A 16318-nucleotide genomic window follows, 5' to 3' on the forward strand; every position below is an offset into this window, starting at 1 on the left:
CTTCAACATTTTAGCAGTGAAATTAATATGTTAGAAGATTTTCAGCAAGAGTTATTAGAACCTTATCATCATGCCCTGAGTTATATTGGAGTAGATTTTGAAAGAGAAGACGTACAAGAAGCCTTAGAATTTTGTTATAATGGTTTTGAAGCTGCCTTACAAAGTGTAATTGAATACTGGTTATGGCTAAAACAACGAAACCAAACCATAGAATATCCGATTGCTTGTTTAATTAATGCCTTAAATCAACAGTGGAAACCTTCTAATTGGGAAGAAGAATGGCTTAATTTACCAGAATTTAAACGTCCTAGTCAAAGATGGTGGGAAGCTGCCTATAAACAATGGGGAAAAGACACAACAAATCAATTAATTGCTGATGTTTCAGACTCTCATATTACCTTTATGAATTATCAACGAATTACCCTAAAAATTGCTTATGTTTGGGGTTGGCAGCGTACTTATCATTACGCCATTGAACAACTCCCTAAGAATCATTTACTGAGAGTTATTTGACCTTACTATTTAGATTAATTAATATTTTGAGGTTGTGATTATGAATATCTTAATTGAAAACTATCAAACAACGATTAAAATTCATGAAAGTCATCACTCTTTAGTTTATAAAGGTTATCGAAAAGAAGATCAACTACCCGTTATTTTGAAAATTCTCAAAGACAATTATCCTCCCCCTCAAACCTTAGCTCAATTTCAACAAGAATATGAAATTTTAAATCAATTAAATGTGCCAGAAGTTGTCAAAACTTATGGTATTCAAAGATATCAAAATAGTTTAGTGATTATTTTAGAAGATTTCGGTGGACAATCTCTAAATTTATTATTACAAAACCATCAATTTTCTATTCCAGAATTTCTAAAACTTTCTCTAAAAATTATTGATGCTTTATCAGTAATTCATCAAGCTAATATTATTCATAAAGATATTAATCCATCAAATATTATTTATAATTTAGAAACCGAAGAAGTTAAATTGATTGATTTTGGTATTGCTACGTCACTATCATCAGAAAATATTAGTCCCGAACATCCTAATTTAATTGAAGGAACGTTAGCTTATATTTCTCCGGAACAAACAGGGAGAATGAACCGAATTGTTGATTATAGAACAGATTTTTACTCTTTGGGAGTTACTTTATATGAAATGTTAACTAATCAACTTCCTTTTACGAGTAATGATATCATGGAGTTAGTTCATTTTCATCTTGCTAAATATCCTCAATCTCCCCATGAATTAAATCCATTAATTCCCTTAATAATTTCTAATATTATCATAAAATTATTAGCAAAAACAGCAGAAGATAGATATCAAACCGCTTACGGAATTAAAGTAGATTTAGAAAAATGTTTAAATAATTTAAGAAAACATAATTTTTGTGAAATATTTAATTTAGGAGAAGGAGATATATCAGATAAATTTCAAATTCCTCAAAAACTTTATGGTAGAGAATCACAGATTAACACCTTACTGAAAGCCGTTGAAAGAACAATGCAAGGACCAACAGAAATGATCTTAGTTTCTGGATATTCTGGAATTGGCAAAACGGCATTAGTAAAAGAAGCTTATCGACCAATTACTGAAAAAAAGGGATATTTTATTTCAGGAAAATTTGATAAATTAAAACGGAATATACCCTATAGTGGCATCATTCAGGCATTTCAGGAATTAATCGGACAATTGCTAACAGAAAGTGATCTAGAAATTAGTAAATTGCGAGAAAACTTATTAAAAGCTTTAGGCATTAATGCACAAATTGTGATTGATGTAATTCCCGAAATTGAATTAATTATTGGTCAACAATTAGATGTACCTAATTTACCTCCATCTGAAGCACAAAATCGTTTTAATTTCGTCTTTCAAAGCTTTATTAAAGTTTTTGCTAAATCAACTCATCCTCTTGTTATCTTTCTCGATGATTTACAGTGGGCTGATAGTGCATCTTTGCAACTAATACAATTATTAATGCTTCCAGCTAATCAACAATATTTGTTCTTAATTGGAGCTTACCGAGACAATGAAGTAAGTCCAGCCCATCCTCTGATATTAACTTTAAATGAAATTCGCACTAAAGGAACTTCTATTAATTATATTGTTCTTAATACTTTAAATTTAAGAGAAATTAATCAGCTAATTAGAGAAACTTTTCAATGTGAAAATAATATCACTCAAACTTTAGCAGAATTAGTAAACCAAAAAACGCAAGGTAATCCTTTTTTTATTAGAGAATTCTTAAAATCTTTATATCAGGAAAATTTAATTTTATTTGATATTAATAAAAGACTTTGGCAATGGGATATTGATAAAATTAAAACTACAAAAATCACTGATAATGTCGTTGAATTGATGTCCAAGAGAATAAAAAATACTCACCCAGAAACCCAAGAAGTTTTAAAATTAGCTGCTTGTATTGGCAATAATTTTGACCTAAAAACTCTTTCAATGGTTTATAATAATTCACAAATTAAAACGGCAGAATATCTTTGGGATGCTTTAAAAATAGGATTAATTGTTCCTTTAAAAAATAATTATAAAATACTAGGAAATTATCGAGAGTCTGACTCTATACCCGATACTTTAATAATTAATTATAAATTTTCTCATGATCGAGTTCAACAAGCAGCTTACTCTTTAATAAAACCAGAAAACCAACAAGAAATTCACTTAAAAATAGGGCAAATTTTATTTGAATATATCTCAATCACTAAACAAGAGGATAAAATTTTTGATATGGTTAATCATTTGAATATAGGTCATAAATTAATAACAAATCAATCAGAACAAAATAAATTAGCCACATTAAATTTAATCGCGGGAAAAAAAGCCAAATTATCAGCCGCGTATACCCCTGCTCTAAATTATTTTCAATTAGGAATTAAACAATTAGAAAGTCAACAAACATGGAAAAATCAATATGAATTAACTTTAGAATTATATCTTGAAGCAGCAGAAGCAGCTTATTTAGATGGGCAATTTGAAGAGATGGAGAAGTTATTAGAAACACTCCTCAAACAAGCTAAATCTATCGTTGATAAAGTCAAAGCTTATGAAATTAAAATCAGAGCATATACGTCTCAAAATAGACTATTAGACGTGATCAATATTGCCCTACCTATTTTAAAAGAATTAGGAATGAATTTACCTCAGTCTCCTACTCAGTTAGATATTAAATCTGCACTCGAAGAAACGAAAGTCTTATTAGAAGGAAAAGCCATTAAAACATTAATTAATTTACAGGAAATTAGTGATACCATAGCCTTAGCTGCAATGAAAATTTTAGGAGGAGTTAGTACAGCAACTTATTTAGCATTACCTCAATTATTTCCCTTAATTGTTACTAATCAAGTTAACTTATCCATTAAATATGGTAATGCTCCTGAGTCTGTTTTTGCTTATGCTTGTTATGGGCAAATTTTATGTCAATTAATAGGAGATTTTGATAATGGTTATGAATTTGGTCAACTTACTTTACAGTTACTTTCTAAGTTGAATACGAAAATATGGGAAGCACAAACCTTGTTTATTGTCACTGTTTCTATCAGATATTGGAAAGAACCGTTAAAACAATTATTACAACCGTTACTCTTAGGATATCAAAGTGGTATTGACACAGGAAATATTGAATATGCTGCCTGGCATGGACATATGTATTGTTCTTATTTATTTGGAATAGGAACCGAACTAACTCAAGTCATGAAAGAATTCAATAAATATATTGAATTAGCTAATAAATTAGGACAAAAAAATAGTTTATGTTTCTTAAAAATGGGTTATCAAGTTACCTTAAATTTAAGAGGTGAATGTGAGGATAAATGTCAATTAATTGGAAAAAGTTATAATGAGAAAATAATGTTAGAGCAATATATAAAATCTCATTATAATCTAGCTATTTTTCATTTGTATTTTTACAAATTAATGCTCTGTTATTTATTTAGTGATTTCTCTCAAGCAATAGAAAATTCAATTGAAGCAGAAAAACATTTAGGTGCGATCATAATTCCTGGTTTACCTACCTTTCGATTTTATAATTCTTTAGCCCAATTAGCTATATATAACAACGTCTCAAAATTTCAGCAAAATGAGATCATAAAAAAAGTTAAAATTAATCAAAAAAAAATGAAAATTTGGGCTACACATAATCCTAGTCATTATCTTAATAAATTTTATTTAGTTGAAGCTGAATTAGCTCGTATATTAAAGCAAGAGCAAACTGCTAGAGACTATTATGATCAAGCGATTACAGTTGCTAAAGCTCAAGATTATATTCAGGAAGAAGCTTTAGCCTATGAATTAGCCGCGCAGTTTTATATTAATATAAATTATCAACATTTAGCCCGTTATTATTTACAAGATGCTCATTATGCTTATCAACGTTGGGGTGCAATTGCTAAAGTCAAGGACTTAGAAGATAAATACCCTCAATTACTGGCTAAAATCCAACCAAATAAGGCAAATAATAACACACTTAATATTACAGGAAAACATCTGTGTAGTGATTTAGATATTATTAGTATTATCAGAGCTTCTCAAACAATTTCAGGAGAAATTGTTTTAGGAATATTATTAAAAAAATTGATGAAAACTGTTATAGAAAATGCAGGAGCAACCAAAGGCTTTTTACTTCTTGAAAAAGAAGAAAACTGGGTAATAGAAGCAGAAGGAGCTATTAATGTTGAGCCTAAGACCATTTTACAATCTGTTCCTATTAATGCCATTGCTCCTGAAATAAAACAGCCATTATTATCTGTTTCTATCGTAAATTATGTTGTTCATACTAAAGAAAATATAGTATTAAACGATGCTACTAATGAAGGGAAATTTACCAGAGATGATTATATTATAAAAACTCAACCTAAATCTATTTTATGTACTCCTTTACTCCATCAAGGGAAACTCAGTGGAATTATTTATCTAGAAAATAATCTAACTACAGGAGCATTTACAGAAAAACAAGTTGAAGTCTTAAAAATATTATCAAGTTCAGGAGCAATTTCGATTGAAAATTCTCGTCTTTATGAACAATTAGAAGATTACAGTCGGACTTTGGAGAAAAAAGTAGAAGCAAGAACTGAAGAATTACAAGAAAAAAATCTAGAATTAGGAATAGCTTTAGAAAAACTAAAAACGACTCAAGCACAAATTATTGCTCAAGAAAAATTAGCCTCTTTAGGTGCGTTAACCGCAGGTATTGCTCATGAGATAAAAAATCCTTTAAATTTTGTTAATAACTTTTCTGAATTATCAGTAGAATTAACACAGGAACTAATCGAAGAATTAGACAATCATCAAGACAAATTTGACTCAGAAACTCAAGAATATATTGAAGAAATTTTACATGATTTGCAACAAAATGCCAAGAAAATTAATGAGCATGGCAAAAGAGCAGATAAAATTGTCTGGGGAATGTTGATGCACTCTCGTGGAAAAGCAGGTCAAAGACAACTCACTGATATTAATGCTTTATTAGCTGAATCTGTCAATTTAGCTTATCATGGAATGCGGGTTAAACATGCTTCTTTTAATATTACCCTTGAAACCCATTATGATGAGGCGATAAAATCCCTTTATATTGTGCCACAAGATATCAGCAGAGTCTTACTTAATATTATTAATAATGCTTGCTATGCAGTGCATGAAAAACAACAACTTTTAGGACAAGAATTTATCCCTAGTCTTCTAGTAACTACTCAAAATTTAGAAGCACAAATTGAGATTCGTATCCGAGATAATGGTATGGGAATGTCTCAAGAAGTAGTCGACAAAATTTTTAATCCCTTTTTTACCACTAAACCTACAGGAGAAGGGACAGGGTTAGGCCTCTCCATTAGTCATGACATTATTGTGCAGGGACATCAAGGACAAATTAAAGTTAATACAGAAGTTAATTCTTATACTGAGTTAATTATAATTTTGCCCAAAATTCTTGGAAATAATTAAGATTAAAATCCTAAATCTGCGGTTCTACAGAACTTACTATGCTAAACTAATAATTAATAAAAGGCTAAAGCCTTATTCTATAAAAACGATCGTCCGACGAGCGCGGACTAAATTATAGAACCCATTTGGGATCTCTATCGAAAGATTGAACTTATGATGGTTTTAGCAAATTGGATGATTTCTTCTTAATCCTGACTGTGTAGAGATTCTGGGAAAGATCCCAAATGGGTTCTATAGGTTGCGTAGGCAACCTTTGTTTGTATAGCTTAACTCTAAGCGAGTTAAAGTCTATTATTTGTAATAATTTAGCATAACTTGTCCGGTAGAACCAATTCTTGGAAATAATTAAGATTAAAATCCTAAATCTGCTCTTGCTTTTTCTGCTGCCGCTAAAACAGCTTCATCAGATAATTCTGACCAGTCAATTTCTCCAATTTCCGTATAAAATTGTTGATCATAAGCACGAGTTCTAATAACTACAGGCATTGGGACTGCATGACCTAAGATTAAAGCTTGTTGTTTTGAATCTAATTTAGCTAATACTGAACGCAAATTTTGCCCCCCAGAAACTCCAGTAAAAATCGCATCAATGTCTTTTTCATCATTCAATAAACAAGTAATACGAGTACCGACTTGAGACATCACTTCATTATCAATTCCTGATGGTCTTTGGTCTACAATTAAGAGAGTAACAAAATATTTCCGCATCTCCCTAGCAATAGTTCCAAAGATAGTTTGATGAACAATTTTAGAATCAAGAAATCTGTGGGCTTCTTCAATTGTAATAACTAATTGTCTGGGTCGATCAACTGAACTTTTAGTCTGTAAAAATTGCTCTGATTTTTTTACATAATTAGCATGAATACGTCGGGTAATCATATTAGTAGCTAACATATAAGATAGCAGATTAGATTGGGAACCAAATTCTACTACAACGTGCTTACCTGCATCTAAAGATTGAAGGATTTGATCAATATAATTATGGGGACAAACAGGGCGTAAATATTTTAAGTTTTGTAAGCGCATTAATTTACGTTGTAAGGACATAATTGATCCCGCATGACCTTGTTTTTCTTGGCAAAATATTTTAATATCTTCATTAGTCATATTTAATAATTGAACAATCCAAGATTCGCCATATTCTGCATTGAGAATACTAGCATTATCTAAACTTGCTTCTGAAATGCCTAATTCATAACCGACTAAGCGAATATCTTCAATCTCAATTTGATTGTAACTGAGGTATAATTCTTGAGCATCTTTGACCCCTCTTCTTTTAGTAGACTCTGTATCTAAAGTATAAATTTCTACTTGTCCAGGAAATAATTGACGTAACCCTTTAACTGTGGCAATGTCTTTCCCTTCTCGCATCGCTTCCCACCCATATTCTGAGTGCATATCAAACATTAAATTAACAGCAGCTTGTCTACGAATAATACCCGAAATTAATAATCTTGTGAGAAAAGATTTACCGGTTCCTGACTTGCCAAAAACTCCGTTACTTCGTTCAACAAACCGATCTAGATCAATACAAATAGGAACTTCCATATCTAAGGGTTTACCAATGGTAAAATTACGGCGAGTTTGATCGTCTTCCCAACCAAAAACTAATCTAAAATCTCGTTCTGAAGCTTCATAAACTTGGCTAAAATGAGACGGAATAGTTTTCACAGGGAGAAGTTCAATTTCGCTGTTAGTTTGGGCTTTAAATGAAGCCAAAGAACTATTATTTTTGTTGTTTTTAGAACTATAATTATTATCACTATCAATAGGGGTAAACATCAACATAGGAGCTAATTCTATGGTTCCATAAGTGCTACTTCCTGCTAAAACATCCCGCATAAAAGTATCTTCAAAACTGGGGGGGTTTGCCATAATACGAGGGTTAGCAGTTCCCAAAGAAACATCAGTCAGAAGACAAAAAAAACGCGACCTCACCCCTTGAACTACTAAAAATTTACCTACCCGCATTTGTTCAACGGAAATATCAGGATGCAAACGAACCTCTAAACCCTCAGAAAGAGATCCTTGAATAACTGATCCCAGGGGATGTTCTATCATTATTTAGCTACAGATAAAGGACAAACGCTACAGATAGGGGTAGGATGAGTCCTATCTACCCTACCAGTATTGTATACAAAAACTTTTGAAAATGACCCTGGAATTCATCTTGAGGTTATATAGGGTAAATTAAACTAATAATAATTGGCTTCTATTTAGGTCTAGAAAAGCTAATTTTTGACTGAAATTGTATTTATGTGTTTTCTCACTCACATTATTAAACAAAATGCTATTATAAAAAAAAATGTATAAATTATTCTTCCAATAAACAATATGACAAAACTTCCTAATGGGCCAAAAACTCCTGCTTTGTTACAATTAATACAATGGATCAGTGATCCTCTTAATTATCTTGAAACTAATGCTAAGCAATACGGGGATATGTTCACTGCAAATATGACAGGGTTTCCTCCTTTTGTCATGGTGAGTCATCCTCAAGCAGTTCGAGAGTTATTTACAGCAGATACACAACAATTTGATGCCGGACGTACTAATAATCTCTTAGGTTCATTATTCGGCGATCGCTCTATTGTCATGTTAGACGGCGATCGCCATAAACGAGAAAGAAAATTATTAATGCCTCCTTTTCACGGAGAACGTCTACAAACTTATGCTCAAAGTATTTCTAATATAGCCCATAAAATAGGAAGTCAATGGCAAAAAAATAAACCTTTTATTGTACGTCAAGCAATGCAAGAAATCACATTAGAAGTGATTATTCAAGTTGTTTTTGGTCTCAAAGAAGGAGAAAGATATCAACAATTAAAACCGTTAGTTACTGAAATGCTAGATAGTCTTTCTTCTCCCTTTGAAGCCAGTTTTATGTTTTTTAAATTTTTACAAAAACCTTGGATTCCTGGCAGTCCTTGGCGTAAAATGAAACAAGCGACCAAGAAAATTTACGCACTATTAGCAGCAGAAATTGAAGATAGACGTAACCATCCAGAATTAATGGGAGATGATATTCTTAGTTTAATGATGGTAGCACGGGATGAAGCTGGTGAACCCATGAGCGACCAAGAATTAAAAGATGAAATGATGATCCTACTAGTGGCAGGACATGAAACCACAGCTACCACTTTAGCTTGGGCTTTTTATTGGGTTCATCACTTACCAGAAGTCAAAAATAAATTATTAGAAGAATTAGCAAATTTGGGAGAAAATCCTAACCCCATGACGATGGCAAAATTGCCCTATTTAAGTGCAGTTTGTCAAGAAACTTTACGAATTTATCCGGTTGGGTTACTGACGTTTGGTCGGATAACTAATTCTCCAGTAAGTATTATGGAACATGAATTTGATCCTGAAATTATGTTAGCTGGTTGTATTTATTTAACCCATCATCGTGAAGATTTATATCCTAACTCCAAACAATTTAAACCAGAAAGATTTTTAGAACGTCAATATTCTGCTTATGAATTTTATCCCTTTGGGGGAGGAAACCGTTTATGTATTGGCTATGCTTTGGCTCTATTAGAGATGAAATTAGTTCTAGCAACTATATTATCTAATTATGAATTAAATTTAGCCCCAAATCAAACGGTTAAACCTGAGCGTCGTGGGTTTACTCTAGCTCCCAGTGGGGGTGTTAAAATGATAATGCAAGGGCAAAAAGTGACAACAAAAGAACTTGTTAATGTTGGGGGATAAGCTAAGACGCATTTAAACAGGGTATTTAGTTGTTTAGTACAAAATCTTAAACTCCTTCTCCGGTGCTCCCTTTGCTCCGGCGCTCCCCTGCAATCTCAACTAGCAATTTATCTGGCGTGGGGACATGAAACCCTGAAAGCCTTACCAGATGACGAAAAGAGCAAAACATGGTAAAAAGAAAATGTTCTTTTTTTAGCGATCGCCGTCTAAACCCAAAATGTTACCAGAAATTTATAACAACCATTTAACAAAGTATCTGAAAAAATCGGAATATTTAATACTGTTAATCATGATAGAATTAGTGCAAGTATATAGGAAAATTAGGTTTTATGAGTTAGCTAGTTATTTTCCCAGTCCCATTTTATTTGAAAGTAAGAGAAAAAAGTTAAAACGGTTTTTCGAGATTCCTTGTTTGACAATTGAAGGAGTATGGATACCTATCATAAAACAGTGGTTAAAGCAATCATTTAGTACAGGAGATGTCTTACATATTGCCATAGATAGAACCCAATGGGGGTTGATTAATATTTTGATGGTAAGTCTGGTAATTGATAATAGAGGAATTCCCTTATATTTTGAGTTGCTAGATCACATCGGTAATAGTAACTTTGACACACAGAAAAGTATATTAGCCCGAATATTACTCTTTCTAAAAGAATATAAAATAGTTGTCTTAGGGGATAGAGAATTCTGCTCAGTTGAACTAGCAAAATGGTTACATGGACAAAAAAGAGTTTATTATGCACTCAGATTGAAGAAAAGCAACTATATTGAAGTAGAAAAGGAAATGTGGACGCGACTAAAAGATTTAGGATTATCTTCAGGAATGTCTTTATTTTATCAAGGAGTTAAAGTTACGAAAACAAAAGGATTTATAGGCAGTAATATAGTGGCGAAATGGAAAAAGAAGTATAGAGGAATAGAGACAAAAGAAGCTTGGTTTATTATCACAAATTTAACCAGTATTGATGAGACGATTGACGCTTATAAAAAGAGATTTTGTATTGAGGAAATGTTTCGGGATTTTAAGAAAGGTGGTTATGATTTAGAAAGAACGAAATTAACAGGACATCGCCTTACTTCCTTAATTATATTGATTACTCTAGCTTATTCAATGGCAACATTTTCTGGAAAAATTATTAAAGAGAAAGGATTGGCAAAATATGTGGGGAGAGTCAGAAAAAACAAGAAAATGCGACGGAGACACAGTAACTTTTATATCGGTCTTCATGGAAAAGATTGGGTTGACTCTTGTGATTTATTTACCGTTGAAGCCCAGGCATTAATGCAATTAAGCCCCGAAAAACGCGCCTATTATCGACGAGGACGACGGGCTATATCCCTGATTAAGTCTAGCTTATAGATTTTTATGTCCCCACGCCAGGCAATTTATATGCTTAACAGCTTAAGCGGCGTTGCTGAATTAAGGTATGATTTTTATCTCGCGCAAAGACGCAAAGAACTGATGTTTCATCCTCTGATTCAGCAACGCCACAAATTCTTAGTCCATTAAAATGGACTTATGGTTTTAGCCGTGAAATAAATTTCACGGCTGACTGTGGAACTTAACCAAAAAGCCATTTTTGGCTTAAGTTAATACCAATAAACTACCAATGACCCTTATAGTAGAACATAAAAACTGATACATTTATAAGGATACTCAAAAAGATTGCCCCATTGTATCAGATTGTTCCGTGTTCTACCACAAATCAAGGACTAAATGAATGCTGCTACGGTCGTCAAACAAAGGGGTAACGGAAAAGAAATAATCTTCATATTTTTCTTTATATATCCTCAAAATGGCAAAATAACAAGATATTCAAAGCAAACACAACAAAAGGCCTCTTTTAGCCACAAAGATAAGTTAAATTTGGAATTTTTGGTTTATTCTATGATAAATTTACGACTATTAACCCTATGTTGAAAAATTGACATGAATACTACCCGATAATTATAATACATCAACCCATTAATTGATAATAAAATAGGATATTGTATATTATTATACATTTTACCCCAGCGTATCGGGAGAGCATTCCTTTAGTCCTTGATTTGTGCTAGAACGCGGAACTTCACGATAAAATGAGACTTAAGACTTGAGCCTAATTATTTATTGTCACCATTAATTCCCAAAGTATAAATATTACCATCAATTAAAAGACGAGTAATTCCTTTAGCGTATAAATAAGAACAAGTTTTATATAATAAACGGCCATCAGGAATTTTAATTACACGCTGAGAACGGTTAGAAAAACGACGTGCTACCCGATGATTATCAAAAACAGGTAAAGTTTTTTGTTGCACTTCTTCGGCTGGAATTTGACCTAAATGCCCAAATTCTTTCAGAGGAATTGCAATTAATTCAGCCGCACGATCAATGACTAAATAACAGGTTTTAGGAAAGGCAGCGATGGACAGAGGTAATATGTTGATCTTACCTCCAGCCAAAGAAGGTTGATAAGTTGATTCATCCTCATCCCAATCATCCTCATCCTCATCCTCATCCTCATCTTGCAATAAATCCTCTCCAAACATCTCCTCTAAGGCCAGAACATCGATATCCTCTAGTTCTTCTTCTAACTCATCCTCCTCTGGTATTGCTTTGAGTTTCAGAGAAGATTTGACCTCACTTAAAACAGGAGAGATTTTTTTCACCGTAACTTCTGGGGGTGTTGTAATAGTTTGAGTTTCCGCTTTAATGGTTGAGACAACAGTTACCTTTTTAACCGCAACTTCTGAAGGGATGGCAGTCGGTTGAGTCTCAGCTTTAGGAGTTGAGACAACAGTTACCTTTTTCACAGTGGACTCCATCACCGTCGGAGTGACAGCAACCTCTGGTTTAATTGTTTCTAGCACTAACTCTTCTGGAGTTTCTAGCAGCAGTTCAAAGGAAGGAAAATCAGGTTTATTCGTTCTAGCTAAGCGTTTTTGCTGAATTAAGTCTTCATATTCCGATTCAGACAAATAACTTTTGAGAAAACGACTAATAGTTGAACTACTAACCCCGTAACGGTCAGCTAAAGTGGATGTGGTTTCGGGAGTTTGACGATAAAGCTTAAGAATTTCTTGCTTATCATCATCCGTCAGTTTCTTGGGACTCATGGGATTATACCTGCTTTCTGGCAGTTTGATTCTACCTTAATACCCCCAAGAGTATCTGATAAGATGATCGGGAGTAGCCTGGGGGCGAGTTTGTCTTAACAGACTAGGAAACAGTCAGGGTTTAACTGGCCGCCTCATCTAGTCTATCTTACTTTAATGCAAATAAATCTCGCGGTTATAGTCAAAGGCTTAATGGCGAGATTATCAAGGCTCAATGTTCGGTTTCATCTGTGTGTTAGTTCAAAAACTTAATGATTATGGCAATTGCAGACGCTACACCTGCCCTCTTAGTATTAGCTGACGGAACTTCTTTTTCGGGTTGGTCTTTCGGGGCCAAAGGCACTACCTTGGGAGAAGTGGTATTTAATACGGGAATGACGGGATATCAGGAAGTTTTGACCGATCCGAGTTATTGTGGTCAAATTGTTACCTTTACCTACCCTGAATTGGGCAATACAGGGGTTAACCCAGAGGATGAAGAATCAGATGGCCCTCAAGTTAAGGGGGTTATTGCTCGTAATGTTACTTATCGTCCCAGTAATTGGCGATCGACGGAATCTTTGCCTGATTATTTAGTACGTCATAAAATTCTTGCTATTTATGGACTTGATACGAGAGCTTTAACTCGTAAATTGCGCTCGGTTGGGGCAATGAATGGGGCAATTTCGACGGAAATTCTTGATCCAAGTGAATTATTACATAAAATTCAATTGGCCCCCAGTATGGCTGGTTTAAATTTAGTTAAAGAAGTTACTACTAAAGATGTTTATGAGTGGACAACTCCCACTGATATTCATTGGGAATTTAATCCTGAAAATCAAGAAGGTAAGGGAGAAAGTTTAACGGTTGTTGCTCTTGATTTTGGCATTAAACGTAATATTTTACGTCGTTTAGCTAGTTATGGTTGTCGGGTGATTGTGGTTCCTGCGAGTACCTCGGCTGAAGAAATTTTAAAGTACAATCCTGATGGAATTTTTCTCTCTAATGGCCCCGGTGATCCCTCGGCGGTTGCTGAAGGAATAGAGACAACTAAAGAGTTAGTAAAAGCAGGAAAACCCACTTTTGGGATCTGTATGGGTCATCAAATTTTAGGGTTATCTTTAGGTGGCGAAACTTTTAAGTTAAAGTTTGGTCATCGCGGTTTAAATCAACCTTGTGGGTTACAACAACAAGTCGAAATTACGAGTCAAAATCATGGTTTTGCGGTAACAGAAAAGTCTTTAGATGATAATGTTCAGATTACTCATCTTAATTTGAATGACCGCACTGTCGCCGGATTATCTCACAAAACTTTGCCCTTTTTCTCGGTACAATATCATCCTGAAGCAAGTCCGGGTCCTCATGATGCTGATTATTTGTTTGAGAAATTTGTTACTTTAATGAGAGACAATAAAAAGTAACTGAAAAGGTTAGAATTAAATTAACAAAACTGATAGGGTTGCTATTTTCTGCCCTATTTTTTTTATTTCCTTGCTTTATTTGGGATTTAAGTCAGATTTTTTTTTAATTCTGATTCCCAATTAATCAGGAGGAGTTTAATTTATGCAGTTTTCATTTTAGAATAGAAAGGTACAACTTATATCATACCTTAGCCAAAATGAAAAAAACCCTTTATATTCCTGATGAACTGTGGGATCACTTAAAAGTTTATTTACAAGCTCATCCTAACGAAAATCCATCTAGTGTGATTCAATCGGCACTTATGGAGAAGCTACGTCCTCGAAATGGGGCTAATTTGCTTGAATTAGCGGGAATCGTTGATAATGCTCCGGCTGAAGCTTCTATGAATGAAGATTACCTTTGATGAGACGGTTAATTTTAGATGCTGGCCCTCTGATTGCTTTGGTATCTAAGCAAGATAATTATCATCAAGAGGCAAAAACAGGTTTTAGTCAACTCCCGCAAGAATTTGGCGAAGTCTTAACACCTTTACCCATTCTTTTTGAAGTATATAAATTTGTTTCTAGGGAAGCGTCTGTGGAAGCTGCACAGCGTTTATTAACTATTCTTTATCAAGAAACCGTTATTGTTCCGATAGAAGGAGAATTATTTGCGGAAGTTTATGATTTGGTGCGTCAACTGGTTAATTGGAAAGGAAGTTTAGAAGACGGCACAGTAATCATCTTAGCAGAAAAATATAACGCAGAAGTCTGGACCCTAGATTATCGAGATTTGGGATATTTTAAACAAATTCGCTTTTGGACTCCTTCTACTTAAAATGAAAATAAAAAATAATAAAATAGACAGCCGTTGACCCCTACTATGAACGAGTTAAAGTCTATTAAAAGAGTTATGTGAGGAAGATCAATGACAGTTTCCCTTTATGAAAGTGACTTTTTGCTGTGGACAACAGATACAGTTACTAAACTAAAAGCACATAATTTTGAACAACTAGATTTAGAAAATTTAATCGAGGAAATTGAAAGCTTGGGGCGATCGCAAAAAAAGGAACTCAAAAGCAGACTTTTAGTTATTTTAGAACATTTACTCAAAAGATTGTACGTTAACTCACCAGATAACTATCGTGGTTGGGAAATTACAATTAATGAACAAAGACGACAATTAGAATTAGAAATTGAAGATTCTCCCCGTCTAAAAACTATCTGGGAAGATTCTTTTAATACAGTTTGGCGACTTGCACTTAAAGGAGTTCGCAAAGATTATCCACAAGTCACTTTTCCTGATGTTTGGTCCTATCCTAATGATATAGAGTCTATCTTAGATTGTGATTTTTGGCAATAAAATAACCTTGCCATTGATCCCTATCTAACAAGGTTTCAGAGTGCTATAGTTAAACGTTGTGTCGCTTAGAAACAAAATCTATTAACTTGAGCCAATCTATTTGATTAGCCGTCATAAATTGCTCCATAAAATCTTGTGTCATTTCATTGACTTTTGCTACATAAGCTTTCTTAAATGTTTCATCTTTCTGACGTGCTTCATGGTCAATAGGAGAAATTATTTCACGGTATAAGTTATCATCATCAGAAATAAATTGCCAAAAGTCTTGTCCAGCATACTTATAATAGTTCTTTTCTGGATCAGTATTAGTTTTAAGTGGGGATCTCTCTTTGCCATAGATACATCCATTAACTGCCTGAATTTCCACTGATATTCCACCTTGTTTTAAGAGATTTTTGGCAAGTTTAAAATTATCTCGCATCTTGGCAACTTGATCACTATTACCCCAATTGATTCCTGATTTAATTCCAACTATGTAATAGATACCATTACGTTCAAACTCTAAATCTACACTTTTAAATTCAGATTTAAAACCTCCATATAATCGACGTGATATATACACGGCAAAACCTTCAAGTAAATCTCCAAATATTGTTTCTTCTTGAGAAGATAAAAAAGCATCAACAATACCTTTAACTAACTCACCAGCAAGCTCAATATTTTTAGCTTTAAATAAATATGGATTTTTTCTTTTTAATACATCGGTCAGCTTGAGAGATTTAAGCTTGTTCAGCCTTTTAGAGTAAAAAGGAGTAATTACTTCCCTAGATAAATATTCGTAGTAATCATCATAAATTGAATTTATCATCATAT

General features: G+C 33.4%; 11 protein-coding genes. 8 read left to right on the top strand and 3 right to left on the bottom strand.

Annotated elements, in window-relative coordinates:
• The first annotated feature begins 27 nt into the window (after nt 1–27).
• Nucleotides 28–513 (top strand): hypothetical protein, encoded by a 486-nt coding sequence (locus AsFPU1_RS05150; RefSeq protein ID WP_124978347.1) that lies wholly within the window; start codon nt 28–30, stop codon nt 511–513.
• Between the two features lie 40 nt (nt 514–553).
• A complete protein-coding gene (locus tag AsFPU1_RS05155) occupies nt 554–5950 on the top strand; it encodes a trifunctional serine/threonine-protein kinase/ATP-binding protein/sensor histidine kinase (protein ID WP_124978349.1) in 5397 nt (1798 codons plus the stop codon).
• Nucleotides 5951–6301: 351 nt separating this feature from the next.
• Here the strand turns inward: AsFPU1_RS05155 and AsFPU1_RS05160 are convergent, their stop codons facing one another.
• Complete coding sequence (locus AsFPU1_RS05160) at nt 6302–8011, bottom strand: helicase HerA domain-containing protein (RefSeq protein ID WP_124978351.1); 1710 nt, start codon at nt 8009–8011, stop codon at nt 6302–6304.
• A 273-nt stretch (nt 8012–8284) separates the two neighbouring features.
• On the opposite strand from AsFPU1_RS05160, the gene AsFPU1_RS05165 reads away from it, so the two are divergent.
• Both AsFPU1_RS05165 and AsFPU1_RS05170 read left to right on the top strand, forming a co-directional pair.
• Complete coding sequence (locus AsFPU1_RS05165; RefSeq protein ID WP_124978353.1) at nt 8285–9661, top strand: cytochrome P450; 1377 nt, start codon at nt 8285–8287, stop codon at nt 9659–9661.
• A 217-nt stretch (nt 9662–9878) separates the two neighbouring features.
• The gene (locus AsFPU1_RS05170; RefSeq protein ID WP_124969650.1) at nt 9879–11024 is read left to right on the top strand and encodes an IS4 family transposase; all 1146 of its coding nucleotides are present in this window, start codon (nt 9879–9881) and stop codon (nt 11022–11024) included.
• Nucleotides 11025–11767: 743 nt separating this feature from the next.
• Here the strand turns inward: AsFPU1_RS05170 and AsFPU1_RS05175 are convergent.
• Nucleotides 11768–12763: a helix-turn-helix domain-containing protein gene (locus AsFPU1_RS05175; protein ID WP_124978355.1), complete on the bottom strand. Its 996-nt coding sequence runs from the start codon at nt 12761–12763 to the stop codon at nt 11768–11770.
• A 257-nt stretch (nt 12764–13020) separates the two neighbouring features.
• On the opposite strand from AsFPU1_RS05175, the gene carA reads away from it, so the two are divergent.
• The 4 genes from carA (at nt 13021) to AsFPU1_RS05195 (ending at nt 15505) form a co-directional block, all read left to right on the top strand.
• Complete coding sequence (gene carA / locus AsFPU1_RS05180) at nt 13021–14163, top strand: glutamine-hydrolyzing carbamoyl-phosphate synthase small subunit (protein WP_124978357.1); 1143 nt, start codon at nt 13021–13023, stop codon at nt 14161–14163.
• A gap of 197 nt (nt 14164–14360) precedes the next feature.
• Nucleotides 14361–14567: a hypothetical protein gene (locus AsFPU1_RS05185; RefSeq protein ID WP_124978359.1), complete on the top strand. Its 207-nt coding sequence runs from the start codon at nt 14361–14363 to the stop codon at nt 14565–14567.
• Nucleotides 14567–14980, top strand: coding sequence for a type II toxin-antitoxin system VapC family toxin (locus tag AsFPU1_RS05190; RefSeq protein ID WP_124978361.1), 414 nt, complete (start codon nt 14567–14569; stop codon nt 14978–14980). The genes AsFPU1_RS05185 and AsFPU1_RS05190 overlap by 1 nt, the downstream gene beginning before the upstream one ends.
• 90 nt (nt 14981–15070) lie before the next feature.
• On the top strand, nt 15071–15505 hold the full coding sequence (locus AsFPU1_RS05195) for a DUF29 domain-containing protein (RefSeq protein ID WP_124978363.1): 435 nt from the start codon (nt 15071–15073) through the stop codon (nt 15503–15505).
• Nucleotides 15506–15554: 49 nt separating this feature from the next.
• Here the strand turns inward: AsFPU1_RS05195 and AsFPU1_RS05200 are convergent, their stop codons facing one another.
• Nucleotides 15555–16316, bottom strand: coding sequence for a PmeII family type II restriction endonuclease (locus AsFPU1_RS05200; protein ID WP_227873672.1), 762 nt, complete (start codon nt 16314–16316; stop codon nt 15555–15557).
• Nucleotides 16317–16318: the final 2 nt, after the last annotated feature.

The organism is Aphanothece sacrum FPU1, from assembly GCF_003864295.1.
GTDB classification, from domain to species: Bacteria; Cyanobacteriota; Cyanobacteriia; order Cyanobacteriales; family Microcystaceae; genus Aphanothece_B; species Aphanothece_B sacrum.